This is a genomic window from Leclercia sp. LSNIH1, assembly GCF_002902985.1.
GTDB lineage: Bacteria > Pseudomonadota > Gammaproteobacteria > Enterobacterales > Enterobacteriaceae > Enterobacter.
Map to the genome: position 1 here is coordinate 3,137,160 of NZ_CP026167.1, position 24,803 is coordinate 3,161,962.

At 58.9% G+C, this 24,803-nt stretch carries 23 protein-coding genes and 1 pseudogene; 12 read left to right on the forward strand and 12 right to left on the reverse strand.

The annotated features are described in order from the left end of the window. Positions 1-38: 38 nt before the first annotated feature. The 7 genes from C2U54_RS15625 (at position 39) to atzF (ending at position 9,612) form a co-directional block, all read left to right on the forward strand. Positions 39-1,097 carry a putative urea ABC transporter substrate-binding protein gene (locus tag C2U54_RS15625; protein WP_103179468.1) on the forward strand — a complete coding sequence of 353 codons (1,059 nt, stop codon included), beginning with the start codon at positions 39-41 and terminating at the stop codon, positions 1,095-1,097. Positions 1,098-1,114: 17 nt separating this feature from the next. Then, entirely contained in the window at positions 1,115-1,930 is an 816-nt protein-coding gene (locus C2U54_RS15630) for an ABC transporter permease (protein WP_103179469.1), read from the forward strand. Continuing rightward, the gene (locus C2U54_RS15635; RefSeq protein ID WP_103179470.1) at positions 1,927-2,703 is read left to right on the forward strand and encodes an ABC transporter ATP-binding protein; all 777 of its coding nucleotides are present in this window, start codon (positions 1,927-1,929) and stop codon (positions 2,701-2,703) included. The genes C2U54_RS15630 and C2U54_RS15635 overlap by 4 nt, the downstream gene beginning before the upstream one ends. Before the next feature lie 4 nt (positions 2,704-2,707). Further along, positions 2,708-3,418, forward strand: a complete 711-nt coding sequence (locus C2U54_RS15640; RefSeq protein WP_103179471.1) for an urea amidolyase associated protein UAAP1 — start codon at positions 2,708-2,710, stop codon at positions 3,416-3,418. Between the two features lie 8 nt (positions 3,419-3,426). After that, positions 3,427-4,062, forward strand: a complete 636-nt coding sequence (locus C2U54_RS15645; RefSeq protein ID WP_103179472.1) for an urea amidolyase associated protein UAAP2 — start codon at positions 3,427-3,429, stop codon at positions 4,060-4,062. A gap of 151 nt (positions 4,063-4,213) precedes the next feature. After that, positions 4,214-7,816, forward strand: coding sequence for an urea carboxylase (gene uca, locus C2U54_RS15650; RefSeq protein ID WP_103179473.1), 3,603 nt, complete (start codon positions 4,214-4,216; stop codon positions 7,814-7,816). Further along, positions 7,813-9,612, forward strand: coding sequence for an allophanate hydrolase (gene atzF, locus C2U54_RS15655; protein ID WP_103179474.1), 1,800 nt, complete (start codon positions 7,813-7,815; stop codon positions 9,610-9,612). The genes uca and atzF overlap by 4 nt, the downstream gene beginning before the upstream one ends. A 12-nt stretch (positions 9,613-9,624) precedes the next feature. Here atzF and dmsD read toward each other — a convergent pair whose 3' ends face one another. The 3 genes from dmsD to C2U54_RS15670 form a co-directional block, all read right to left on the reverse strand. Beyond that, positions 9,625-10,239 (reverse strand): Tat proofreading chaperone DmsD, encoded by a 615-nt coding sequence (dmsD, locus tag C2U54_RS15660; RefSeq protein WP_103179475.1) that lies wholly within the window; start codon positions 10,237-10,239, stop codon positions 9,625-9,627. A 35-nt stretch (positions 10,240-10,274) separates the two neighbouring features. After that, entirely contained in the window at positions 10,275-12,704 is a 2,430-nt protein-coding gene (gene ynfE, locus C2U54_RS15665; RefSeq protein WP_103179476.1) for a selenate/tellurate reductase subunit YnfE, read from the reverse strand. A gap of 150 nt (positions 12,705-12,854) precedes the next feature. Beyond that, positions 12,855-13,160, reverse strand: coding sequence for a DUF1161 domain-containing protein (locus tag C2U54_RS15670; protein ID WP_103179477.1), 306 nt, complete (start codon positions 13,158-13,160; stop codon positions 12,855-12,857). 105 nt (positions 13,161-13,265) lie between these two features. Here C2U54_RS15670 and C2U54_RS15675 point away from each other — a divergent pair, with 105 nt between their 5' ends. Then, complete coding sequence (locus C2U54_RS15675) at positions 13,266-13,976, forward strand: YnfC family lipoprotein (protein ID WP_103179478.1); 711 nt, start codon at positions 13,266-13,268, stop codon at positions 13,974-13,976. 38 nt (positions 13,977-14,014) lie between these two features. On the opposite strand, the gene C2U54_RS15680 is transcribed toward C2U54_RS15675, so the two are convergent. Beyond that, entirely contained in the window at positions 14,015-14,344 is a 330-nt protein-coding gene (locus C2U54_RS15680) for a DUF1283 family protein (protein ID WP_103179479.1), read from the reverse strand. A gap of 149 nt (positions 14,345-14,493) precedes the next feature. Here C2U54_RS15680 and C2U54_RS15685 point away from each other — a divergent pair, with 149 nt between their 5' ends. From C2U54_RS15685 to C2U54_RS15695, 3 genes are all read left to right on the forward strand, one after another. After that, positions 14,494-14,820 (forward strand): YnfA family protein, encoded by a 327-nt coding sequence (locus C2U54_RS15685; protein ID WP_103179480.1) that lies wholly within the window; start codon positions 14,494-14,496, stop codon positions 14,818-14,820. Positions 14,821-14,929: 109 nt separating this feature from the next. Beyond that, complete coding sequence (gene manD, locus C2U54_RS15690) at positions 14,930-16,144, forward strand: D-mannonate dehydratase ManD (protein ID WP_103179481.1); 1,215 nt, start codon at positions 14,930-14,932, stop codon at positions 16,142-16,144. 11 nt (positions 16,145-16,155) lie between these two features. After that, positions 16,156-17,175, forward strand: coding sequence for a Zn-dependent oxidoreductase (locus C2U54_RS15695; protein WP_103179482.1), 1,020 nt, complete (start codon positions 16,156-16,158; stop codon positions 17,173-17,175). 184 nt (positions 17,176-17,359) lie between these two features. On the opposite strand, the gene C2U54_RS15700 is transcribed toward C2U54_RS15695, so the two are convergent. The 8 genes and pseudogenes from C2U54_RS15700 to C2U54_RS15730 form a co-directional block, all read right to left on the reverse strand. Beyond that, positions 17,360-18,643 (reverse strand): tyrosine-type recombinase/integrase, encoded by a 1,284-nt coding sequence (locus C2U54_RS15700; protein WP_103179483.1) that lies wholly within the window; start codon positions 18,641-18,643, stop codon positions 17,360-17,362. A gap of 32 nt (positions 18,644-18,675) precedes the next feature. Continuing rightward, complete coding sequence (xisR, locus tag C2U54_RS15705; RefSeq protein WP_032617963.1) at positions 18,676-18,927, reverse strand: excisionase family protein; 252 nt, start codon at positions 18,925-18,927, stop codon at positions 18,676-18,678. Between the two features lie 99 nt (positions 18,928-19,026). Next, positions 19,027-19,266 carry a DUF4060 family protein gene (locus tag C2U54_RS15710; protein ID WP_103179484.1) on the reverse strand — a complete coding sequence of 80 codons (240 nt, stop codon included), beginning with the start codon at positions 19,264-19,266 and terminating at the stop codon, positions 19,027-19,029. Then, entirely contained in the window at positions 19,253-19,927 is a 675-nt protein-coding gene (locus C2U54_RS15715; RefSeq protein WP_103179485.1) for a hypothetical protein, read from the reverse strand. Before C2U54_RS15715 ends, C2U54_RS15710 begins: the two co-directional genes overlap by 14 nt. Before the next feature lie 34 nt (positions 19,928-19,961). Further along, the gene (locus tag C2U54_RS15720; RefSeq protein ID WP_103179486.1) at positions 19,962-21,077 is read right to left on the reverse strand and encodes a RecT family recombinase; all 1,116 of its coding nucleotides are present in this window, start codon (positions 21,075-21,077) and stop codon (positions 19,962-19,964) included. A gap of 11 nt (positions 21,078-21,088) precedes the next feature. Continuing rightward, positions 21,089-24,079, reverse strand: coding sequence for a RecE family exodeoxyribonuclease (locus C2U54_RS15725; protein ID WP_103179487.1), 2,991 nt, complete (start codon positions 24,077-24,079; stop codon positions 21,089-21,091). A gap of 138 nt (positions 24,080-24,217) precedes the next feature. Beyond that, complete coding sequence (locus C2U54_RS27480) at positions 24,218-24,379, reverse strand: YdaE family protein (RefSeq protein WP_168192016.1); 162 nt, start codon at positions 24,377-24,379, stop codon at positions 24,218-24,220. A gap of 11 nt (positions 24,380-24,390) precedes the next feature. After that, a pseudogene (locus C2U54_RS15730) lies at positions 24,391-24,606 on the reverse strand (cell division inhibitor protein); the annotation flags it as partial. Here C2U54_RS15730 and C2U54_RS27485 point away from each other — a divergent pair. Then, positions 24,526-24,792, forward strand: coding sequence for a hypothetical protein (locus C2U54_RS27485; RefSeq protein WP_168191991.1), 267 nt, complete (start codon positions 24,526-24,528; stop codon positions 24,790-24,792). The pseudogene C2U54_RS15730 and the gene C2U54_RS27485 sit on opposite strands and share 81 nt — an antisense overlap. Positions 24,793-24,803 lie beyond the last annotated feature (11 nt).

A 24,803-nucleotide genomic window follows, 5' to 3' on the forward strand; every position in this document is an offset into this window, starting at 1 on the left:
GCGCTGCCCCTTAATTTTGTGCCACTCAGAGGTCAAGCATGAAGAAAACGCCATTACTCCGCACCCTCGTATTGACGCTGGCGATGCTGGTCAGTCTCCCCACCTTTGCCGCCGTCAAAAAAGAGTTCAACGTCTGCTGGACCATCTACGCCGGGTGGATGCCCTGGGGCACTATCAGCACCAGCAAAATCATCGATAAATGGGCCGATAAATACGGCATCAGGATCAACGTCGTACAGCTCAACGACTACATCGAGTCCATCAACCAGTACACCGCCGGCCAGTTTGACGGCTGCACCATGACCAACATGGACGCCCTGACCATTCCGGCGGCGGGCGGCGTGGACACCACGGCACTGATCCTCGGCAGCTACTCGGAAGGCAACGACGGCGTGGTGATGAAGGGCGAGGGCAAAACCCTTAATGACCTGAAAGGGATGAAAATCTACCTGCCGGAGCTCTCCGTTTCCCACTATCTGCTGGTGCGCGGGCTGGAGAAGGCCGGTCTGGCAGAGAAAGATGTCACCGTGGTCAACACCTCGGATGCGGATATCGTCTCCGCCTTCGGCACCGACAGCGTGCAGGCCGCCGTCGCCTGGAATCCGCAGCTCTCCGTTATTAGAGGCACGCCAAAAACCACCGAGGTGTTCAGCTCCTCCCAGGTGCCGGGTGAGCTGATTGACATGATGGTGGTTAACAGCGAAACCCTGAAGGATAACCCGGCGCTGGGCAAAGCCCTTACCGGGGCATGGTACGAAATGATGGGCCTGATGAAAGCCCAGGATGCCACTGCCCTTAATGCGATGGCGGCAGCGTCCGGCACCGATCTGACGGGCTATCAGGCGCAGCTGAAAACCACCCACCTGTTCTACACCCCGCAGGAGAACCTGGCGTTTGTCACCTCACCGGAGCTGGCAAAAACCATGCAGCGCGTGGCGGCCTTCTCCTTTGATAAAGGGCTACTGGGTGAGGGGGCGCAGAGCGCCGATTTCATCGGGATGCGTTTCCCGGGGGACGTTACCCAGGGCGATGCGGGCAACGTAAAGCTGCGCTTTGATGACAGCTTCGTGAAAATGGCCGCCGCAGGCCAGCTGTGATGAGTGACGGAGTTTCCATGCGACAGATTAATCGCCATCCCACCTCCGGCATGCGGCTGATGCTTGTGATGTTGCCGTTTGTCCTGCTGCTGGCGGCCTACTTTTTCGGCTCAGCGGTGCGGCTGGACGCCAACCCACACGACAAGCTGCTGCCCGGCCTGCAACAGATGCTGGATGCGATCTCCCGGATGGCCTTCACCCCGGACAAGCGCAGCGGCGAGTACCTGTTCTGGGTCGATACCCTGGTGAGCCTGGCCCGGCTGCTGGTGGGGCTGGCGATTGCGTCGCTTATTGGCCTCTGCATTGGCGTCACCGCCGGGGTCTTCCCCATGTGGCGCGCCTCGCTCTCGCCGCTGATGACGGTGCTGTCGATGATCCCGCCTCTGGCGATTTTGCCGGTGCTGTTTATCGTCTTCGGCCTGGATGAGCTGTCGAAAATCATGCTGATTGTGATCGGCATTACCCCGATGCTGGCCCGGGATCTGGAGCACCGCGCCTGTGAAATCCCACCGGAAATTCTGATCAAAGCCCAGACGCTGGGGGCCAACAGCTGGACCCTGGTGCTGCGGGTGGTACTGCCGCAGCTGCTCTCGCGCCTGCTCACCTCCCTGCGCCTGCTGCTCGGTTCCGCGTGGTTATTCCTTATCTCAGCGGAGGCCATCTCTTCGACTGCCGGGCTGGGATACCGCATTTTCCTCGTGCGCCGCTATATGGCCATGGATGTGATTATCCCTTACGTCCTGTGGATCACGCTGCTGGCCTGGCTGATGGATCTGGCCCTGCGCCAGCTGCACAAGCGCTGTTTCCCGTGGGCAGAAGGAGGCAAAGCATGAGTTTTATCACCATCAACAATATCTGGCAGGAGTATGGCGACCACGTGGTGCTGGAGCGTCTGAATCTGCAGATCAAAGAGGGCGAGTTCTGCTCGATGGTCGGCGCGTCCGGCTGCGGGAAATCGACCTTTCTGCGCCTGCTCCTCGGCCAGGAAAAACCGAGCCGGGGCACTATCACCCTCGACGGTAAACGCCTGGTCGCCGAGCCGGACAGTCACCGGGGCGTGGTGTTCCAGCGTTACTCCGTCTTTCCGCACCTCAGCGTGCTGGATAATGTCGCCATCGGCCTCGAACTGCCGCAATCTCCGCTGCTCGGACGGCTGTTTGGTGCGAAAAAACGCGCTGCGCGGGAACAGGCGGCAGAGATGCTGAAAAAAGTGGGGCTTGGTCATGCGCTGGATAAATATCCGGCGCAGCTCTCCGGCGGGATGCAGCAGCGCCTCGCCATCGCCCAGGCTTTTATCATGCAACCCCGCGTACTGCTGCTTGATGAGCCCTTTGGCGCGCTCGATCCGGGCATCCGCAAAGAGATGCATGCGCTGCTGCTGCAGCTGTGGGGCGAAACCCGCATGACGGTCTTTATGGTCACCCACGATCTCTCCGAAGGCTTCAACCTCGGCACCCGCCTGCTGGTATTCGACAAAGTGCGCCTCGATCCGCAGGCCCCGAATGCCTACGGGGCGCGCATTACCTACGATATTCCGCTCAACGAGACACGGCTCTCCAGCCTGAGCGGTTCAACTCCCGACAACGTTTATGCCTTAAGGGGTTAATGCTATGACGACGACTTTACGTGAAGAGATCCTGCCGGGCGGCGGCCACCTCTCCTTTGTGCTTAAGCGCGGGCAGATCCTGCGCATGACCGACCCCGACGGCGGGGCGAACGTCAGCCTGATGATGCTCAACGCCCATGAGAAGAGCGAGCGCCTGAACCTGCCGGACACCCTGAAAGGCCAGCACACCGCGCGCCTGACCGCCGGGCACAGCTTCTACTCCGACATGGGCCGCGTCCTGGCGGGCATTACCGCCGATACCTGCGGCTGGCACGACCCGTTTGGCGGCGTACTCAATGCCGCCGAAGCCACCGAGAAATATGGCCAGGGGCGCTATCAGGAGCTGCGCAACGGCTTCTTTCGCAACGGCACCGACAACCTGCTGGTGGAGATGGGCAAGTGGGATCTCAATCTCGAAGATCTGCTGATGGTGGTCAACTTCTTCAGCAAGGTGACGGTGGACGACCACGGCCAGTTCAGCTTCCACAGCGGCCATTCACAGCCGGGCAGCTACGTGGAGCTGTTCGCCCCGATGGACACCCTGGTGGTGATGACCGCGCTGCAACATCCGATGGACCCGTCCAGAGAGTACGCCCCGCGTCCGGTGCAGCTGAGCTGGCGGCAGGCGGAAGATGAAGACGCGGCGATAAACGCGCTGCTGACGCGCCCTGAAAACGGCCGCGCCATCACCAATACCCAACTTTTCGCCCTGTAAGGAGCCTCATGATGACAGTCGCCAGCGAAAAAGATGTGCAACATGCCAGCTTCCGCCATGTGATCCCGGCGGGGGAGCCCTACCTGTTTGAAGTGAAAAAAGGCCAGACCCTGCGCCTGCTGGATCTGGAGGGCAACCAGGCGGTGGATACGCTGTTCTATAACGCCGATAACCCGCGGGAGCGCTACGATGCCCAGCGCACCCTGCGCCGGCAGAACAACGCGTATCTGACCACCGGGAGCATACTCTACTCCAACCTCGGCAACCCGCTGCTGACCATCGTGGCGGATACCTGCGGACGGCACGACACCCTCGGCGGCGCCTGCGCCCAGGAGAGCAACACCGTGCGTTACGCCCTCGACAAGCGCCATATGCACAGCTGCCGGGATAACTTCCTCTGCGCCTGTCTGCACGATGGCCGCCTGCAAAAGCGCGATATCGGGGCCAACATCAACTTCTTTATGAACGTGCCGGTGACCCCCGAGGGCGGGCTGACCTTTGCCGACGGCATCTCCGCACCGGGTAAATATGTTGAGCTGAAGGCGGAGTGCAACGTCATCGTGCTGATCTCCAACTGCCCGCAGCTGAACAACCCCTGCAACGGCTGGAACCCGACCCCTGCGGAGGTACTGATATGGAACTGACGCCGACACGCTGGCAGCGCCTGCGCCAGACGATCTATCGCCTGTTTGAACTGCGTGCCGGACGGATCCTGCCGTAAACCTTTTTCCCCGTGGACGACCATGCGGTGAGCCAGTTTTCGGCGGGACGACCCGCCACCATTGAGTCTTTACTATGTTGACGAAACTCCTGATTGCCAACCGCGGGGCGATTGCCTGCCGCATTCTGCGCACGCTGCGCGCCATGAAGATCGGCGGCGTGGCGGTCTATTCCGAGGCGGATATCAGCAGCCTGCATATCCGCGAGGCCGACGAAGCCCTGAGCCTGGGCGATGGCCCGGCGGCGAATACCTATCTGGTGAGCGAAAAAATCATCGCTGCGGCGAAAGCGAGCGGTGCCCAGGCGATCCATCCGGGCTACGGTTTTCTCTCAGAGAACGCCGCCTTTGCCGAGGCCTGCGAAGCGGCGGGCATTGCTTTTGTCGGCCCTACGCCGGAGCAGCTGCGCCTCTTTGGCCTGAAACATACTGCCCGCGCCCTGGCGAAAGAACATGGTGTGCCGATGCTGGAAGGCACCGAACTGCTGGCGGATGTGAACGCGGCGCTGGAGGCGGCGGAGCAGGTCGGCTACCCGGTGATGCTGAAAAGCACCGCTGGCGGGGGCGGGATCGGTATGCGCGTCTGCTATACCGCAGCGGAACTTTTTGAGGCCTTCGACGCGGTGGTGCGGCTGGGGAAAAATAACTTCAGCGATGCGGGCGTCTTTATTGAGAAATACATTGAGCGGGCGCGTCATCTGGAAGTCCAGCTCTTCGGCGACGGCAGGGGGGAGGTGATCGCCCTCGGCGTGCGTGACTGCTCGGTGCAGCGGCGTAACCAGAAGGTGCTGGAGGAGACCCCGGCGCCCAACCTGCCGGAGGGCATGGCGGATGCGCTGTGTGAGGCGGCGATTAAGCTGGGCAAAGCGGTCCACTACCGCAGCGCGGGCACGGTGGAGTTCGTCTACGACAGCGACGCCGCCCGGTTCTACTTCCTTGAAGTGAATACCCGGTTGCAGGTGGAGCACGGCGTCACCGAGCAGGTGTGGGGTGTCGATCTGGTACGCTGGATGATTGAACTGGCGGCAGGCACCCTGCCTCCGCTGGCGGCGCTGCGTGATGGCCTGACCCCTGAAGGGCACGCCATCCAGGCGCGGGTTTATGCCGAAGATCCGGGCCGTCAGTTCCAGCCATCGCCCGGCCTGCTTACCGAAGTGGTTTTTCCGGAAGATAACCGCCGCACGCTGCGCATCGACAGCTGGGTGGAATCCGGCTGCGAGGTGCCGCCCTTTTTTGATCCGATGCTGGCAAAAATTATCGCCTGGCAGCCGACGCGTGACGCCGCCATTGAGGCCTTGCATGCGGCGCTGGGAGAGACCCGGCTGTATGGGGTGGAAACCAACCGCAGCTACCTGCAGCAAATTTTAACCTTCACGCCGTTCGCCAGCGGCGAGCCCTGGACCCGTTGCCTGGAAGGGCTGGACTATCACGCCGTCACGCTTGAGGTACTCAGCGCCGGGACGCAAACCACGGTGCAGGACTATCCGGGGCGTACCGGCTACTGGGCGGTAGGGGTACCGCCATCAGGACCGATGGACAGTCGCGCGCTGCGTCTTGGCAACCGGCTGCTCGGCAACGACGAAGGGGCCGCCGGGCTGGAGATCACCCTCAGCGGCCCGACGCTGAAGTTCAACTGCGATGCCCAGCTGGCGGTGACCGGGGCGGAGATCGCCCTTACCCTGGATGGCGAACCCCTTGAGACCAACCGGATCTACCGGGTGCAGAGCGGCATGACCCTGCGGATGGGGGATATTCGCGGTGACGGCGTGCGCAGCTATCTCTGCCTGCGCGGCGGATTTAACGTGCCGGACTATCTCGGCAGCAAAAGCACCTTTACCCTGGGGCAGTTTGGCGGCCACGCCGGGCGCGCGCTGCGTACCGGTGACGTGCTGCACATTTCGCCCTTAACCGCCCCATGCCCGGCGCAGACGCTGCCCCCGGCGCTCTGCACCACGCTTGAGCCTGTGCGTACCCTGCGGGTGATCTATGGCCCGCACGGCGCGCCGGAGTATTTCACCCCGGCTTACATGACCACCTTCTTCGCCACCGACTGGGAAGTGCACTTCAACTCCAGCCGTACCGGGGTGCGCCTGATCGGGCCTAAGCCTGAGTGGGTGCGCGAGAGCGGCGGCGAGGCGGGACTGCATCCGTCGAACATCCACGACAACCCCTATGCTATCGGCGCGGTGGACTTTACCGGGGATATGCCGGTGATCCTCGGCCCGGATGGCCCAAGCCTGGGCGGGTTTGTCTGCCCGGTCACCATCATCGAAGCCGATCTGCACGCCATCGGGCAGCTGAAAGCGGGGGATAAGGTGCGCTTTGTTCCCGTGGATATCGCCACCGCCCGGCAGCTTGCCCAGGCGCAGGCGGCCCAGATCGCCAGCCTGCACCCACTGGATGTGGCGTGGCAGCCCTCCGAACCCGCCTCGCCGGTGGTGCTGGAGCAGGGGCAGGCTGATAAACGGCTGGTGGCGCGGCTCTCCGGTGATACACACCTGCTGCTGGAGATTGGCGATCCGGAGCTGGATCTGGTCCTGCGTTTTCGCGCCCACGCCCTGATGCAGGCTCTGGAGGCGCGGGCGCTGGATGGGGTTATCGACCTGACGCCAGGCATCCGCTCCCTGCAAATTCACTACCAGCCGGAGGCGCTGAGCCTGGCGAGCCTGCTGGATACCGTGGCCGGGCTGTGGCAGGCGGTGTGCGAGCAGGATGCGCTTGAGGTGCCGTCGCGCATCGTCTGGCTGCCGCTCTCCTGGGACGATCCGGCCTGTCAGAAAGCCATCGACAAATACATGACCACCGTGCGCCGGGATGCGCCCTGGTGTCCAAGTAACCTGGAGTTTATCCGCCGCATTAACGATCTGGCGAACGTCGATGAGGTCTATAAAACGGTATTCGACGCCAGCTATCTGGTGATGGGCCTGGGGGATGTCTATCTCGGCGCCCCGGTGGCGACCCCGCTCGATCCGCGTCATCGTCTGGTCACCACCAAGTACAACCCGGCCCGCACCTGGACGGCGGAAAACTCGGTGGGGATCGGCGGGGCCTATCTCTGTGTCTACGGCATGGAGGGGCCGGGCGGATATCAGTTTGTCGGGCGCACCTTGCAGATGTGGAGCCGCTATCACGCCGTAGAGGATTTCGGCGGCAAGCCCTGGCTGCTGCGCTTCTTTGACCAGATCCGCTTCTATCCGGTCTCTGCCGACGAGCTGCTCACCATCCGCCGCGATTTCCCGCTGGGGCGCTACCCGCTGCGCATTGAGCACACCAGCCTGAAGCTGGCGGAGTATCAGCAGTTTCTCGCTGACGAAGCGCAGGAGATTGACGCGTTTCGCGCCCATCAGCAGGAGGCCTTTAACGCTGAGCGCGAGCGCTGGATCGCCAACGGCCAGGCGCATTTCGACAGCAGCGATCTGCTGGCGGATGAGGGCGATGATGCCCCGCTGCAGCCGGGTCAGGCGGGCATCGACAGCCCGGTCTCCGGCAACCTGTGGCAGGTGAGCGTGGAGGTGGGCAAGGCGGTCCGCGAGGGGGATGTGCTGGTGGTGCTGGAGTCGATGAAGATGGAGATCCCGCTCCTTGCCACCCAGGACGGAATTGTCAGTCAGGTGCGCGTCCAGCCGGGCTCCCCGGTACGGGCGGGTCAGTGTGTGGTGGTCCTGGAGAAAACAGCATGACACATCCATTTGATTTACGTCTCGATGTACTGACGCAGGCTTACCGCGAGGGCCGCCTCACTCCGCGGGAGGTGATTAACACCCTGCGCGAGCGGGCGCTGGCGCTAAACCCTGAGTTCAACGCCTTTATCTATCTGCTCACCTCCGAGGAGCTGGAGCCGTATCTGGCCGCGCTTGAGGATCAATCCCCGCAGACGCTGCCCCTCTACGGCGTGCCCTTTGCTATTAAAGACAATATCGATCTGGCGGGCATCGTCACCACCGCCGCCTGCCCGGCGTTTGCATACCGGGCTGAGCAGGATGCCACTATCGTCGGCCAGCTGATCGCCCTGGGGGCAATCCCGCTGGGGAAAACCAACCTCGATCAGTTCGCTACCGGCTTAAACGGCACACGCTCGCCGTATGGCCCATGTCGTAACAGTGTCAATGCGGATTATCCATCCGGGGGCTCCAGCGCGGGGTCGTCGCTGGCGGTGGCGCTGGGGCTGGCGAGTTTTGCTCTCGGCACCGACACGGCCGGGAGCGGGCGCGTGCCCGCCGCGCTGAATAATCTGGTCGGGCTTAAGGCCACCAAAGGGTTACTCTCCACCGCCGGGGTGGTGCCTGCCTGCCGCACCCTGGACTGCGTGACCTTCTTTACCGCCACGGCGGAAGAGGCCAGCCAGCTGCTGGCGCTGACGGCGGTGAAAGATCCGCGGGACGACTACAGCCGCGCCAATCCAGCCTGGAACGGCGCCCAGGCTTTTGGTCTGCCTGAGGCCGGGTTCCGCTTCGGCGTACCGGATCGGCTGGAGTTCCTTGGCTGCACCGAGAGCGAAGCGCTGTATCACGCCGCAAAAGCGCGGTTGATCGCCCTCGGTGGCGTGCCGGTGACCATCGACTTTTCGCCGTTTCTGGCGGCAGCGACGCTGCTCTATAACGGCCCGTGGGTGGCGGAGCGCTATCACGTGGCGGGGGCGCTGATTGCGCAGCAACCGAATGCAGTGCTGCCGGTGATCCGCGATGTGCTGAGCAAAGCGCCCGGTACCGATGCGGTCGCGGCCTTTGACGCCCAGTATCAGCTTCAGCATTTCAAACGCTTGTGCGATGAGGTCATGGCGACGCTTGACTGCGTGCTCACGCCCACCTATCCACGCCCGGTGACGCTGGCCGAGCTGGCGGAGGAGCCGGTAAAGCGCAATTCCGAGCTGGGGATTTATACCAACTTTATGAACCTGCTGGACTATGCCGCCGTGGCGGTGCCTGCCGGGTTCATGGCGAATGGCCTGCCCTCAGGCGTGACGCTGTTTGGCCGGGCCTTTACCGACCAGTATCTGCTGAGCCTTGCCGGGGCGTTACAACGTTACCAGAATCTGCTGTTACCCGGCGATCGTGCGTTACAGGCGACGGCACCCACGACCACGGCCAGCCACGATCGCCTGCCGGTGGTGGTTTGCGGGGCTCATCTGGACGGGCTGGCGCTGAATCACCAGCTGCGCCAGCGCGGGGCAACCTTACGTGAAACCACCCGCAGCGCACCGCACTATCGCCTTTTTGCCCTCGCCGACGGGAAACGGCCTGGCATGGTGCGCGACCGCGAACAGGGGGCAGCGATTGCCTTGGAAGTGTGGGATCTGCCCCATGCCGAGGTGGGATCGTTTCTGGCGGGCATCCCGGCTCCGCTGGGACTGGGGAAAGTAGAGCTGGAGGACGGGCGCTGGTTAACCGGGTTTATCTGTGAGGAGTACGGCTTGCAGGGGGCAGAGGATATTACCGCTTTCGGCGGCTGGAGAGCCTGGCTTACTCACCAGCAGTAAGCCAGGGGAGGATTAACGGAAAAGTGGTTTTTCGGCGACCGGGGTCAGCAGGCCGGATTGCCACTCAGCCAGCGTCAACTGTGCTAGTTTGCCCAGCGCGCGGTAGAACGGGTGGCCTGCGTTTTCGACAAACACGGAAAGAAAGCGCGTGCTCCAGGGCAGCAGATGCCAGGCCAGCAGTTGGTCGAGCTCTGCATCCCGGCCCGTTTCTGCCAGCCATGCCGCCATCAGCAGCAGGGTGCCAAAGTGATCTTCCGGCTCGTTGTTCGCCATCTCAAACACGATGCCGTTTTCCCGCATCCACTGGCGCAGCGCCAGGGTGGAATCCCCGAACAGCACGCTCTCTCGATCCAGCCAGACCGAGCCCCAAGGCGGCGCGGGCAGCGCCCACGGACCCAGAAACAGCCGTTGCCAGGCGGTACGCAAGGGTTCATCGGCAGGCTGGCAAAGCTCGTCGGCAATGGGGGCCAACAGGCACTCATCCAGCGGCCAGTCCTGCTGCCAGTCGTTGTGGGTTAAGGCCGTGACCAGCGGCGCGGCTTCGGGGCTATCCGGAGCGTAGTAAAACAGCGCGCCCAACACACGGGCAGTAAAGGCAAACGACTCTCTCATGACTTCATCCTTCATTTGCGCGGGTTGCCCCGCGCTGACACAGTAATTGGCTACGCCTTTTCAATTTGCACCAGATTGGTGTGCTGCGGATTGCCCTTCGCCAGAGGAGACGGACGATGGGTGGTCAGCGTGTTGATGCATGAGCCGTGGTCAATGCGATCCCCGGTCATGTTGGCATCGTGCCAGGCACCCTGGCCCATTGCGCTGACGCCCGGCATAATGCGCGGCGTGACTTTCGCCGGAATACGCAACTCACCGCGGGCATTATAAACCCGCACCATGTCGCCGTTTTTGATCCCACGCGTTTTGGCATCCACCGGATTGAGCCACACCTCCTGACGGCAGGCGGCCTGCAGCACATCGACGTTGCCGTAGCTGGAGTGGGTGCGGGCTTTGAAGTGGAAGCCAAACAGCTGTAACGGAAACTGGCTGCGGTCAGGATCGTCCCAGCCTTCGAAGGTGGAGGCGTAGATCGGCAGCGGACTGATGATTTCATCTTTTTCCAGCTGCCAGGTGCGGGCAATATCGGCCAGCCTGCTGGAGTAGATCTCGATTTTGCCTGACGGCGTTTTAAGCGGATTAGCCGCCGGATCGTCGCGGAATTTTTTATAGGCGACGAAATGCCCGTTCGGATCTTTACGCTTGTAGATGCCCATCGCTTTTAATTCCTCATAAGAGGGAAGCTGCGGATCTTTCGCCACCATCTTCGCGTAGAGATATTGTAACCATTCGGCCTGGGTCCGGCCTTCGGTAAAGCGCTGATAGACATCCGGACCGAGGCGCTTCGCCACCTCGCTCATGATCCAGTAGATAGGCTTACGTTCGAATTTTGGCGCGGTCACCGGCTGGAGGAAGATGAGATAACCCATGTTCCCGGCATAGTCGTTGGGAATGATATCCTCCTGCTCGACGGTCATCAGATCCGGCAGCAGCAGATCGGCATATTTCGCCGACGAGGTCATAAAATTGTCAATGACTACAATCATTTCGCATTTACTTTCATCCTGCAAAATGTCGTGGGTTTTATTGATGTCCGAATGCTGGTTAATGAGGGTGTTACCGGCATAGTTCCAGATGAACTTGATCGGCACGTCGAGCTTATCTTTGCCGCGCACCCCGTCGCGGGTGGCGGTCATCTCCGGCCCGCGGGCGATGGCGTCGGTCCAGCTGAAGCAGGAGATTTGCGTTTTGACCGGATTCTCCGGGAGCGGCATCCGCTCAATGGTGATGGTGTAGGTGGATTCACGCGCGCCGCTGTTGCCGCCATTTATGCCGACGTTGCCGGTGAGGATAGGGAGCATGGCGATGGCCCGGGAGGTAAGCTCGCCGTTGGCCTGGCGCTGCGGCCCCCAGCCCTGGCAGATATATGCCGGTTTCGCGGTGCTAATTTCCCGGGCCAGCTTAATGATACGATCGGCGGGAATGCCGGTGATGCGCGAGGCCCACTCCGGGGTTTTGGCGGTGGCATCGTCGCCCTCACCAAGGATATAGGCCTTATAGTGGCCGTTGGCAGGCGCGCCTTCCGGCAGGGTGGTTTCGTCGTAACCGACGCAGTATTTATCGAGGAAGGGCTGGTCGACGAGATTTTCGTTAATCAGCACCCAGGCGATGCCCGCCACCAGCGCGGCATCGGTTCCCGGACGAATCGGGATCCACTCATCCTCACGCCCGGCGGCGGTGTCGGTGTAGCGGGGATCGATGACGATCATGCGCGCATTCGAACGTTCGCGCGCCTGTTCGAGGTAATAGGTGATCCCCCCGCCGCTCATGCGAGTTTCCGCCGGGTTATTGCCAAACATCACCACCAGCTTGCTGTTTTCGATATCCGAGGTGCTGTTGCCCTCGTTGCTGCCGTAGGTGTAGGGCATCGCGCAGGCGATCTGCGCCGTGCTGTAGGTACCATAATGGCTCAAAAAACCGCCATAGCAGTTCATCAGTCGGGCCACCAGAGAGGCGTAAGGCGAGGAGCGGGTGATATTGCCGCCGACAATACCGGAAGAGTAATTAATGTAGACCGCTTCGTTGCCGTATTTAGCGACCACGTCGCGCAGGCTGGTGGTGAGCAGATCCAGAGCGTCATCCCAGGAGATGCGTTCAAATTTCCCTTCACCGCGTTTGCCCACGCGTTTCATGGGATAGTTCAGGCGATCGGGATGATTGATGCGTCGACGAATCGAGCGTCCGCGCAGGCAGGCGCGCACCTGATGGTTGCCATAGGTGTCGTCGCCGGTGTTGTCCGTTTCAACCCAGTACACTTCATCGTCACGCACGTGCAGCCGCAGCGCGCAGCGGCTGCCGCAGTTGACCGAGCAAGCGCCCCAGACCACTTTATCTGCGCGTGTCTGCTGTACTGCCGCGGCTGCGGGGCGTAAACCAAAGGGTAATGACAGGCCGCCTGCGGCAAGCGCAAGGGATCCGATGGCGGTCGATTTGACGAGGGTACGGCGGCTGATCCCGCCGCTATGCTCACTATCTGACATGACTCACTCCATTACGTTCGTCGTTTGAAAACTGATTTCAGCCGTGATGACGATCGGGCTAATGAAAGTGAGTGTTACCCATTAAGGGGGAGGTAATATTAATGTACATCAAAACAAACGAAATTCCCCCGCGCAAACGGGGGGGAATATTCACTGTGGCTCGCGCGGTGCAGGGGCCTGATTACCGCCTCCGCTTACCGGAAAGTTGCCGCTGCTGGTGCGGGTATAGAGGATTTTAAGGGTGTCATTGGCGCAGTGGCCTACCACTTCGGCGTCGGGTTTGTCGGCCTGATCGTTTGGCACAATGTTCAGCATAAAACCGCTCTCCGGCACGCCATTATTGATGATCCGCTGCTGAATATCGCTTTTGATGCGCTCGCAGTTATCGGGTGCCGCCAGCGCGGCCGGGGCAATGCCCGCCAGCAAAAGTGCAGTAATCCAGGGTAACCGTTTCATATCTGCCTCCTTACGACTGTGTGTGACTATAATAGTAGCAGGGATAGTGTAAACGTTTGTATTTGCTACACTGCCCGGGATCCTCTTCTGCTATTGGTAGGTCATGTGAATAAACACGCGCTTATGGTTCTCCTGGCGGCTCTGTTGACGGGGTGTGATAACACCGCCGCGCCGCTGTCGTTTACGCCAGAGATGGCGAGCTTTTCTAACGAATTTGATTTTGATCCCCTGCGCGGGCCGGTGAAAGATTTCAGCCAGACGCTCTTCAATGATAAAGGGGAAGTGGCCAAGCGCGTCAGCGGCACGCTCTCTACGGAAGGCTGCTTCGACAGCCTGGAGCTGCACGATCTGGAGGCGAACACCGGCATCGCCCTGGTGCTGGACGCCAACTACTATCTGGATGCGCAAACCCAGCAGAAAAAGCTGCGGCTACAGGGCAAATGCCAGCTGGCGGAACTGCCCGCATCGGGGATTTCATGGGATACCGATGACAACGGTTTTATCGTCAGCGCCCACGGCAAAGATATGGAAGTGAGCTATCGCTACGATGCAGAGGGTTATCCACTCGGTAAAACCACCGTCTCCGGGGAGCAGCAGCTCTCCATTACGGCCACACCGGCGGCGGACAAGCGCAAGAAACTGGACTACACCTCGGTGAGCCAGCTAAATGATAAGCGGCTGGGCAAGGTGAAACAGACCTGCGATTACGATCGCCACGACAACCCGGTGGCGTGCGAGCTGGTAGTGGTCGATGAGAGCGTCAAGCCGGCAGTCTCGCGCAAGTACACCATCAAAAACACGATTGAGTACTATTAAACACCGCGCAGGAGGCTGCGCGGTGCTTTCAGGCAGAATCAGGGGGCCAGGGCGCGGCCAGTGCGGCGGTCAAGGCAGCGCAGGGTGTTGGGCTCCCAGTAGGCGTTCACATTGGCGCTCTGCTGGCATTTATCCCGGGCGTCAAAAGCGACATCCTCTTTATCCCACTCTTTTTCCACGCGGCTGTTCACCTTATGGCGCAGGCTGCGGGTATCGTTCCACTGCTCTTTATCCATGGCGGCATTTTGACGGCTCTGGGCGCTGTCGCCGGATTCAATAATCAGTTTGCTGGTGTTGGCGGATACTGGCGCGATGAAAACAGCAGCCAGCAGGGCAGCCAGGCAGAGGCGTGTGCTCATTTTACGCATAGCGATTTCCTTGTAGACGGTGGACGTTCGACGACTCCACCGGAGTTTTTACATCAGTCCATTTTGAGGGCATACCCACATCAGGCGTGTGGAAGGGTTCCTTTCACATTCGGGTATGATACCTCATCACACATCAGACAACGTTAAATATGTTTAAAACAACTTTGCTCTTTTTTGCCACCGCGCTCTGCGAAATTCTCGGCTGTTTTCTGCCGTGGCTCTGGCTGAAGAAAGGCGCCTCGGTGCTGCTGTTGATTCCCGCGGGCGCTGCCTTGGTGCTGTTTGTCTGGTTACTCACCCTGCATCCCGCAGCAAGCGGGCGCGTCTATGCCGCTTATGGCGGCGTCTATGTCTGCACAGCGCTGTTGTGGTTGCGGGTGGTCGATGGCGTAAAACTAAGCCTCTACGACTGGGTTGGGGCGCTGGTGGCGCTGTGCGGCATGCTCATTATCGTGGCAGGTTGGGGGCGCGCATGAGCGTCCAATATGTGATCCAGCGACGGTTTTTTGATCTTTATACTTGTATGGTAGTAGGGTAATTGCGTAGATTTCCGGCATCACAATAAAAGATGTAAGGAACCGGAAAATGAAGATTGTAGGGGCTGAAGTATTTGTCACCTGTCCAGGGCGTAACTTTGTCACGCTGAAAATTACCACCGACGAGGGGATTGTCGGCCTGGGTGACGCTACCCTCAATGGCCGCGAGCTTTCTGTCGCGTCATATCTGAAAGATCATCTCTGTCCGCAGCTGATTGGCCGGGATGCCCATCGTATCGAAGATATCTGGCAGTTCTTCTATAAAGGCGCGTACTGGCGTCGCGGTCCGGTCACCATGTCGGCGATTTCAGCCATCGACATGGCGCTGTGGGACATCAAAGCCAAAGCCGCCAATATGCCGCTGTATCAGCTGCTGGGCGGCGCCTCCCGTGAAGGGGTGATGGTCTATTGCCATACCACCGGTCACACCATTGATGATGTACTGGAAGATTACGCCCGCCATAAAGAGATGGGATTCAAGGCCATCCGCGTACAGTGCGGCGTGCCGGGAATGAAAACCACCTACGGCATGTCAAAAGGGAAGGGGCTGGCGTATGAACCCGCCACCAAAGGCAACTGGCCGGAAGAGCAGCTCTGGTCAACAGAAAAGTACCTCGATTTTACGCCAAAACTGTTTGACGCCGTGCGCAACAAATATGGTTTTAATGAACATCTGCTGCACGACATGCACCACCGCCTGACGCCGATCGAAGCCGCGCGTTTCGGTAAGAGCATTGAGCAGTACCGCATGTTCTGGATGGAAGACCCAACCCCGGCAGAGAACCAGGAGTGCTTCCGTCTGATTCGTCAGCACACCGTCACTCCGATTGCGGTGGGCGAAGTGTTCAACAGCATCTGGGACTGCAAGCAGCTGATCGAAGAGCAGCTGATCGACTATATCCGCACCACCATCACCCATGCGGGCGGTATTACCGGAATGCGTCGGATCGCCGATTTTGCCTCGCTCTATCAGGTACGCACCGGCTCTCACGGTCCTTCCGATCTGTCGCCGATTTGCCACGCGGCGGCGCTGCACTTCGACCTGTGGGTACCCAACTTTGGCGTACAAGAGTACATGGGCTATTCCGAGCAGATGCTGGAGGTTTTTAACACCAACTGGACCTTTGAAGACGGCTATATGCATCCGGGCGATAAGCCGGGCCTGGGCATTGAGTTTGATGAAAAACGGGCAGCGAAATATCCCTACGATCCCGCTTATCTGCCCGTTGCACGTCTTGAAGATGGCACGCTGTGGAACTGGTAAAGGAGCAAAAAATGAAAAGTATCGTTATTCAACAACCGAATTCTCTGGCTCTCGAAGAGCGTCCGTTACCCGCCCCTGCGGCAGGCGAAGTACGCGTCAAAGTGAAGCTGGCCGGGATCTGCGGTTCCGACAGCCATATCTATCGCGGCCACAATCCTTTCGCCAAATATCCCCGGGTGATCGGCCATGAGTTCTTCGGCGTCATCGATGCTGTCGGCGAGGGCGTCGACACCGCACGCCTGGGCCAGCGCGTCTCGGTTGATCCGGTGATCAGCTGCGGCCACTGCTACCCATGCTCGGTAGGCAAACCGAACGTCTGCACTTCGCTGGTGGTGCTGGGTGTGCATCGCGATGGCGGCTTCAGTGAATACGCCGTGGTACCCGCTAAAAATGCCTGGGTCATTCCGGATGCCGTCAGCGATGAACATGCGGTGATGGTTGAGCCATTCACTATCGCGGCCAACGTCACCGGCCACGTCAGCCCGACCGGGCAGGATGTGGCGCTCATTTACGGCGCCGGACCGATGGGGCTGGTCACCGTCCAGGCGCTGAAGGGCGTCTACAAGGTGAAACAGGTCATTGTGGTCGATCGCATCGACGAGCGTCTGGCGATGGCCCAGCGTAGCGGGGCGGACTGGGTGATTAACAACGGCAACCAGTCTCTGCAGGCGGTGCTGGAAGAGAAGGGCATTAAACCCACGCTGATTATTGATGCGGCCTGCCACCCTTCTATTTTGCAGGAAGCGGTCAATCTGGCTTCGCCGGGCGCGCGCATTGTGCTTATGGGCTTCTCCAGCGAGCCGAGCCAGGTTGCGCAGCAGGGGATCACCGGTAAAGAGCTTTCTATATTCTCGTCACGTCTGAACGCCAATAAATTCCCGGTGGTCATCGACTGGCTGGAGAAAGGGCTTATCGACCCTGACAAACTCATTACGCATCGCTTTGCGTATCACCACGTTAAAGACGCCATTGAACTGTTTGAGAAAGACCAGCGGCAGTGCTGCAAGGTATTACTGACGTTCTCTGAATAATAATACTGAATGCGGTTTAGCGGTACGCATCTTACCCTTTTGAGATTGCCAATATGACTCAAGTACAACATGAAAGATCCACATCTGACCTGATAAGAGCCGCCGTCTCCGGATGGCTGGGTACCGCGTTAGAGTTTATGGATTTTCAGCGCTAAGATGGGTATGTCTAGGATATTTAAAGATATTATGCAGCAGTCCTGTCGCTGTGGGGCATGGTTGGGGCAAAGTCGCTTAATTTTGAGCTCAACAATGCGATCTGGTCCAGGTTGTTTTCCTCCATCCACTTCCCGTAAACCTGAAATACCATCTGTGCATCGGCATGCCCCATCTGGTTAGCAATGAAGTTCGGGTTTGCTCCTGCAGAAAGCGACCAGCACGCATAGGTGTGTCTCGACTGATACGATTTACGGTGGCGAAGGCCGGCTCTTTTCATCGCCGCATCCCACGAGTTCCCTATGGAGTTGATAGAGAAGTGCTTACCGTAATTCCCGGCCCTGGCTGTCAGGGAGGGCAGGAAAACAAACGTGCACTTATTGAACTCTTTCTTTCCGTACTCCCTCAGCTTAACTGCTACGTTATGCTCCTGAGAGAGGCGGGTCATTTCATACTGGCTTTTGAATGCCTCGAGTGCAGGTTCGATCAGGTGCACAACCCGATTAGTGCCAGCATTGGTTTTCGGCAGCGTGAAGATCCCTTTCTGTGTCAGGCTTCTTCTGACGGTGATTGTTCCCGCTTTCAGGTCCACATCCTCCCAGGCAAGTCCGCACAGTTCACCCGGCCGCAATCCGGTGTAAACGGCGATAGCCCACAGATTCTTGCTCTGCTGATGGTGGCAGGCGTCAATCAGGCGAGGGAACTCCTCTCGGGTGATGGGGTCAGGATCCGGACGGGACTCACGCAGGGGAGCCACACCGTTCATTGGTGACTTTGAAATGTAGCCATTTTCAACCGCAAACTGGAAGATACCGAACAACACGGTCATGTAGTTGTTCACAGTAACAGCGGATCGACCCCGCTTCGGAGTTTTATGCCCCTGCTTCATGATCTGGAAACCCGTCAGCAGCTCCTTCCGGACTTCCAGCATGCTCTCTTTGGTGATTGAGGTGAGGAGGGTGTCAGGCCCAATAATAGCCATAACATTTGTGATGACTCGACCGTAAGTGTTGAGCGATGATTCAGCCACCTCCATTTCCTTCAGTGCAAGCCATCTCCCGGACAGTTCCCCGATTGTTACTTCTTGCCTTGCTTCCCCGAACCGCGCCAGGTTCTGGGAGGAGGGGAACTGCTGGGCATAATTGAAGGTTCCGGTTTTGATGGCGTAGCAGATCGACGTCCGTAACTCGCCGGCCACTTTTCTGTTTTTGGGGGTGTCAGCCACCCCCAGGCTTTCACGCACTCTGACCCCTTTGTAGATGAACCACAGCCTGAGCGTGCCGCCGTGGTTTTCCACTCCTGTTGGGTATTTCATAACGATTCCTCGTTGGTTGATGGTCAGAGTATTTAAGCAGATTGTCGCCGCGGTTTCGCTGAGGCCTGACGCTCAATCCAGCGGTCGATCTCATCCAGGTTGTAAAAACACGGGCTGTTATCCCACGGACTACAGTCAAAAGAGACGTGTTTGTATTCTTTCCCCTCCAGAAAAGTCTTCTCCCGCGCCTTCTTCAGCGTTCCCTTTTTAATCCCCTTCAGAGCTATCAACTGCTCCTCAGACACCCATTTCCCGGGCGATACCATCATGATTACTTCGCTCATACCTTTCTCCACTTAAACTGAACGCCGGGGCGACCTGGCTATTTCTCCGCACCCGGCACAGCCATCAGCTGTTTTAGGTTTCTCGGTGATATTTCAATATCAGGCTGCCTGCCCGGGTAAGGATCGCAGGCGGCGCATGCCGGTCATCGCCGTGGCAACGTAACTCGCCTTACGGTTCACCACCTCCACCCAGACCTTTACGCCTTCAACCCGCACTGTGTACGTCTCCCGCATTTTGCTGCGCCCGTAATCGCCGTAGCGCTCCTGATGGGCTGCCAGGGCGATGTCGCAGGCCTGACGCGCCAGCGGTGACTGTGTGCTGCGGTTAATCAGTTTCATGGCCGGCTCCTTCGATACGCTTAAACTCGATCACCCAGACCCACGGGTTGGCCTGCCAGCTGCCCGGCGCGGTATCTTCTTCTTGTTCGAAGGATTTACCGCGTACTGATTTCCATAAAGATTCGATTGACTCCCGCGGGCTGTGCACGCAAAAAGTACCGTCGCTGCTCAGGTGGTAATCGCGCCAGAACTGGTGGTCATCATCCCTATCCTTTGGCACTGGTATGATTCCTTCAGCAATGCAATCGGCATCACTGATGCTGTTCAACCGCTCGATCCGCACATCGGTAATCTCCAGCAGAATCCGGCTGGCCCAGCGCGGCATGTGGATGGATGGGGTCCAGCGCTTCACTTTGCATTTCGCCCCGTCGTCAGTGTCTGCCCGATAAACAAGCCGCTCCCCACAATCACCGAAAGTCTCCCGCACCCAGATGCGATCGCCTGGCCTTCCGTATGGGCATTTGGCGTGAGCGAAGTTGCGGTTTGTTTCCCGCTCGTCACTCCCGGCACCGTATAAAGCGCCGTTCCAGGAAAAGCCTGATCTTTCCGTTAGCTCAGGCTGCGGCTTAACAGACCGCCGGGTCTGCGTCTTCCGGCCGCCCAAGAGTGCCCGCACCATCTGACCGTTGAAAATCATTCCGCGTTCTGTAATTTTCGTCATGTCGTTACCGGGAGGGCGAACCCTCCCGCCTCCCTTAGGCCACGTATTCCGGTTTCATATCTGCCAGGGTGATGCTGAACTTATCGTGCAGTTCGTCGCCCATATGACGTTTCGCTGCTGCCAGCACGCGCTCTGCTTCTGCGAACTGCTCAACTGCGCCCGGCTCGCCCGGTTGTGGCAGAGAGTTGATCGCCGCCTCGACCGCATTACGGTGCTTTACCAGGTGGTAGCGGCGCGTAGCCTTGTTCTTCAGTTCGGTGAACAGGGTGGTTCCAAGCGCAGTTTTCGCTTCGTTGATTTCATTGCCGACGGCTGTGGCGGCTTCCAGCGTTTCAGCAGCATCAATGCGATCCCGGAACTCATCGGCCATAGCGTCAACGTTTGCCGCCGATTCCTGCGCGCTTTGAGTGGTTGTTACGGTGTCACCTTTGATGTCAGCCAGGCTCACGCGCTGGGCGGGGGCCGGGTTGATCTCCTTCTCGGCGCGCTGCTCCACCTCATCTGGGGTGTACACGCCCAGAACGACCGCAGGGCAGTACAGGCGCGCCCAATACTTGAGGGCCAGATACGCGATCTGCTGTTTAGGGTTCGAAATCCACAGTGGAGAATTACGTGTAATCACGCTGGACAGGAAGACCGGCTCGCCCCAGGTGATCTCACTTTCGCCGCGAATGACGGCACCCACACGAACCGACAGGCCCTGTTCGTCGGCGCTGGTCCAGCCGCGCACCATTTCTTTCTTGTCGTACGTCCCGCCGCCTTTTGCAGGCTTCTTCACGATCTCTTCGCGGCTACTGGCGCATTTCGACCAATCGCCCTCGTACTCATAGTGGAAGCGGCCCACAATGGCGTTAGAACTGGAGATCACCGCGTTTACCAGCTGCGCTTCGTACCCCAGCACGCCGTTGGCCAGGTGCGTTTTCTGCGCCACTGCGTACGGGTTCATCCCCCACTGCATAGCCTGCATGATGATGGCCATGCAGTCGGCTGGGTTGCCGCGAAGATGTTCAGGAACCGTTACAGCAGCCTGAGCCATCAAACCGGCAACGGCCTGCAGCTGGGTTAATGCCTGCACGTTGAAGATGGCATTGCTGGCAGAGATAGTGTTTGGAGCCTGCTGCTCCGCGGTTACGATATTCATGTTTTCCATCGTCATTCCCCTTATGCCTGAGTACGCAGCGCTTCAAGGCGGCGCAGGTCGAAGTCGTTCAGTTCGTCGGTGTAGTCTTCGGTGATCGGCGCTGGCCACTCGCCAGTGTCGAACGCGTTGGCGATGCGGTTCATCGTCTGGCGATACTCGAGCATGCCCAGCTCTATCAGCTCCTCGCTGGCCTCGACGATGGCGATCCAGTGGTAACCTTCGTCTTTGTTGACGAAAATCCAGAAGAACTGGTCCAGGGCAGCGGTCTGCATGTACATGGCTGCGCTGAGGTGATAATCGCGGTCAATGATTTCCCGGTGCAGACGGGCGCGCAGGCCGGACTGCTTCACGTTCCACATGCTGATGGTTTTAAGGTCGGCGCCGACACGAACGCCGTCGATGTCGATTTCCAGATCCGGGCGTACACGGATTTCCAGCCCGGTCTCTTCGTCAATACCGAAATAGCTCGTCTCAACAGCGCGATCAGGGTGCAGCAGCAGTTTCCCGGCGGTCGGGTGTTCGTACAGCGCTTTCTGAATGGCCAGCGCCGTTTCCATCTGCTGGAGGGTCACCAGAATTTTGTCACCCGGGTTCTCGCGCCACGCGTCCAGCAGTTCGTCAGCGAATACCGCATCCGGCTTCACGGACTTCACCGCCTGGATCATCTCTGCTTTGGTGCCGGACACTTTCAGCGGTGCTGGTTTCTGGGCTTCCTGCGCCACCAGGTCAGGGTTTATGATCGCCAACTGCTCCAGCAGCGCGTCACGGCTGCCGCTGGTTTTCACCGGCGCAGGCAGGGTGGCGTTGTACTCTTTGATGCAGGCCTTCATTGCGGCAGCGGTATGCTTTGTGCCGTTCTCAATGCGCTGGTATTCCTCAGGCAATTGCTCATACGCTGCGTAGGTTTCCTCAACCGATGCGCCCAGCGGCAGCTGTGCTGGCAGGGTTGCGTTGTGCTCTTCCAGCAGCGCTTTGATATCGTCAGCGCTCAGCAGCGCCGGCAGGCTGGCGTTGTGTTCGTCGATAAAGGCGCGCAGGGTCGCCGCAGTGGTGAACGCCCCCTCCGGGATCACCGGCTCCACGCTGAACTCTTCGTCGAGGTTTTCTGGCTGCAGCGCCAGCGCATGCACCAGGTTGCCCATATCCAGCACTTTTGAACCTTCACGCGGGATGGTCTTGGCGACATGGCGCGCGTTGAAGTACATCAGGCTGACGCGAGCATCCTTCACCTGGGTGCTGCTGATCCCGTTCGCTGCGTGATAAACGTTATTCGGCAAACCTTCATAGCGGCCCGGTTCGAAGTAAGCTGGATATTCGACAGCTGGTTCTGGTTGTTGCGCTTTTGGCTCGCTCTGATTCGCTTTTGGCGCGTTTTGATGCGCAGAATCGTCATTCTGATGCGCGTTTTCCGTTTTCTTGTTTACATCCGCCTCATCATGGTTTGCCAGAGTCGGCGCCGCGGCGGCCAGAACCTCAGCCGCACTCAGGGCAACTGTTTGCGGATCAGCTGCATCAGCGCTTTCGCCTGGTGGTAACGCGTCACCAGCTTCTCCTTCCTGCGGGTTAGTCTCTTCCATCTGCACATCGCTGGTGGTCTCCTCATTAATTGGTGAACGGACATCATTTTCTGGTTGTTTATCGCTCATCAGACCTTCGATGGAGAACATGCCGCCGCCGAGGTTCGCAACCTGTGGCTGGCTGTCGGCAGCATTTGCCCACTTAGGCAGGGATTGCGTTTCCGCTTCATCTTCATCAGCAAGTTGTTGCTCACCGGCTTCTACCCATTTCGGCAATGCGTTTTGCTGTTCGGCGGCTTGAGTGTCCTCTTCCGATTCGATGGACGGCAGAGGTAGAAGCTCAGTCGCTTGGCAGAACTCAGCCGTCATGGTCTTATTCACGAACTCCAGATGAACAACTGGCGTCAGGTGGATATTCTCCGGCGCGATGCGCATCAGGTTGAAGATGGCCGCGCGGTTGACCGCCAGAACGCCTGGCTGGTTGCGCAGGATTTTGCTCCATGATTTCCAAGGTTCTTCTTTGTTCGCGACAATCTCTTTAGCGCGGCGGTGGATGCTGCCGGGGATTTCCAGATGGTTGAAGTCCATCGGCAGAAGGGCACAGGCGATCTCCAGATCGAGGGTGTCCAGGGTGTGATGCGCATCTGCGCCGCGGTCAGTTACATACCCGCCGTCGGCATTGGTGCCTGCATCTGTGCGCTGCACGTGGCTGATGCGATTACCTGCGGACCATTCGCGCGTCAGGATCCCGCGGTCAATATATGGGGTGGCTACCCAGGCTTTAGTGAACTGCAGCAGCAGAGCCAATTCATGGCGCTTATCCATGCTGAACACTTTTCGAATAGCATTCGTATAGCGCCACAGGTCTTTGGTATCGAAAGCCTTAATCTCAGAGCAGCTTTCAGCAGCAAGCAGAAGCGTCTGGACATAGCTATTGTCGGTATCCATCTCCAGCGCATACAGTTCCGCATGTTCACCGCGGGTGACATGATGGCGCAGTTCGTCCACCGTCAGTTGAGCCAGCAGTTGTTGACGGAATGGCAGTTTGCAAACCGCGTAACGAGTAAACTCATCGCCGTTTTTGAGTACCCGCAGGCCGTTCTCATACCAATAAGGCTCATCAGGAGTATCAGTGGCGGTTACCGCTGCGACCGGCTGATTCTCATCGCTGGTGGCGCTGTCCAGGACGATGGTGGTTTCGCTCTGAGAGGCGGCGCCCGGGATCACGTTCCAGGTGCGCTGGTCGTCGGCCAGGGTGTAGCGCTCGCACCAAGTGTAATCAATCACGCCTTCTTCTGGCAGGTCGTCAACAATCGGCATATCGGTGCGTACAGGCTTGGCGTAGTCCTTACCGCGGCCAGTTTCGATGCCAGCTTCTTCCAGCTCGACATCAAGCGTCAGGGCGGCGCGGGCTTCACTTTTCGCAGTAAACCAGATCACTGCATCTTGCTTCCCTGACTTCTGAGTGGCCTTAACCAGGTAGAAAAATTCCATGTCAGATCCTCATTTTTGGATGTAAGATCCCCGGGCCAGAGATAGCGCCCATTGGGTGTGTTTTTGGTTTTGGTATAAATTCCGGTGTACTTTGGTCGGTGGCACCGGACGTAGACCCCGCCTTGCGCGGGTTTTACGTTAGGCTTCGTGGGCCATCTGGTCGTACGAAGCGCAACGCACAGGACAGTAATCACGTTGTTCGCGCGCCAGCTGGGCGCCGCGGATGAAGAGCAATTCGTTTTTAACTTCTTTCCCTTGCTCGATTGGTTTGCGGCAGTACGTGCATTTCTTCTCTTGCATGACTCCCTCCGTTAATGGCTCAGGCCATTCCCCACGCCATTCAGAAAAACTTCGACCAGCAGATCGGTGGTGTAAGTGCGCTCAATACCACGATGCAGGTAGAGCTTTCCGCGCTTATTGGCTGATGCCGTCCAGGTGCTGTCTTTGTGCTTTACGAGCATGCCGGGCAGAACTGCGCCGCGGTTGACCGTCTGGGTGCCATAGTGCTGATGAACCATGATGATTCCCTCTCATTTGCCCTTGTCGCCAGGCTGGCGGAACATTTCTTTAACCTGATGCGCGTTAATCACTCCACCTCATCCGACTATTCATATGCCGTCGGCGGCTACTTCGTGGGCTCCATGCCTGGGTGGTTCGTGGTGCGTCTTGGTGATACTAGTAAATCACCACTTTACTATCCGGTCAAGCGTTGAAGTGATAAAAG

Coding starts and splice junctions, on each gene's coding strand:
- C2U54_RS15625 (WP_103179468.1), top strand. CDS start 39: ATGAAGAAAACGCCATTACTCCGCACCCTCGTATTGACGCTGGCGATG.
- C2U54_RS15630 (WP_103179469.1), top strand. CDS start 1,115: ATGCGACAGATTAATCGCCATCCCACCTCCGGCATGCGGCTGATGCTT.
- C2U54_RS15635 (WP_103179470.1), top strand. CDS start 1,927: ATGAGTTTTATCACCATCAACAATATCTGGCAGGAGTATGGCGACCAC.
- C2U54_RS15640 (WP_103179471.1), top strand. CDS start 2,708: ATGACGACGACTTTACGTGAAGAGATCCTGCCGGGCGGCGGCCACCTC.
- C2U54_RS15645 (WP_103179472.1), top strand. CDS start 3,427: ATGATGACAGTCGCCAGCGAAAAAGATGTGCAACATGCCAGCTTCCGC.
- uca (WP_103179473.1), top strand. CDS start 4,214: ATGTTGACGAAACTCCTGATTGCCAACCGCGGGGCGATTGCCTGCCGC.
- atzF (WP_103179474.1), top strand. CDS start 7,813: ATGACACATCCATTTGATTTACGTCTCGATGTACTGACGCAGGCTTAC.
- dmsD (WP_103179475.1), bottom strand. CDS start 10,239: ATGAAGGATGAAGTCATGAGAGAGTCGTTTGCCTTTACTGCCCGTGTG.
- ynfE (WP_103179476.1), bottom strand. CDS start 12,704: ATGTCAGATAGTGAGCATAGCGGCGGGATCAGCCGCCGTACCCTCGTC.
- C2U54_RS15670 (WP_103179477.1), bottom strand. CDS start 13,160: ATGAAACGGTTACCCTGGATTACTGCACTTTTGCTGGCGGGCATTGCC.
- C2U54_RS15680 (WP_103179479.1), bottom strand. CDS start 14,344: ATGCGTAAAATGAGCACACGCCTCTGCCTGGCTGCCCTGCTGGCTGCT.
- C2U54_RS15685 (WP_103179480.1), top strand. CDS start 14,494: ATGTTTAAAACAACTTTGCTCTTTTTTGCCACCGCGCTCTGCGAAATT.
- manD (WP_103179481.1), top strand. CDS start 14,930: ATGAAGATTGTAGGGGCTGAAGTATTTGTCACCTGTCCAGGGCGTAAC.
- C2U54_RS15695 (WP_103179482.1), top strand. CDS start 16,156: ATGAAAAGTATCGTTATTCAACAACCGAATTCTCTGGCTCTCGAAGAG.
- C2U54_RS15700 (WP_103179483.1), bottom strand. CDS start 18,643: ATGAAATACCCAACAGGAGTGGAAAACCACGGCGGCACGCTCAGGCTG.
- xisR (WP_032617963.1), bottom strand. CDS start 18,927: ATGAGCGAAGTAATCATGATGGTATCGCCCGGGAAATGGGTGTCTGAG.
- C2U54_RS15710 (WP_103179484.1), bottom strand. CDS start 19,266: ATGAAACTGATTAACCGCAGCACACAGTCACCGCTGGCGCGTCAGGCC.
- C2U54_RS15715 (WP_103179485.1), bottom strand. CDS start 19,927: ATGACGAAAATTACAGAACGCGGAATGATTTTCAACGGTCAGATGGTG.
- C2U54_RS15720 (WP_103179486.1), bottom strand. CDS start 21,077: ATGGAAAACATGAATATCGTAACCGCGGAGCAGCAGGCTCCAAACACT.
- C2U54_RS15725 (WP_103179487.1), bottom strand. CDS start 24,079: ATGGAATTTTTCTACCTGGTTAAGGCCACTCAGAAGTCAGGGAAGCAA.
- C2U54_RS27480 (WP_168192016.1), bottom strand. CDS start 24,379: ATGCAAGAGAAGAAATGCACGTACTGCCGCAAACCAATCGAGCAAGGG.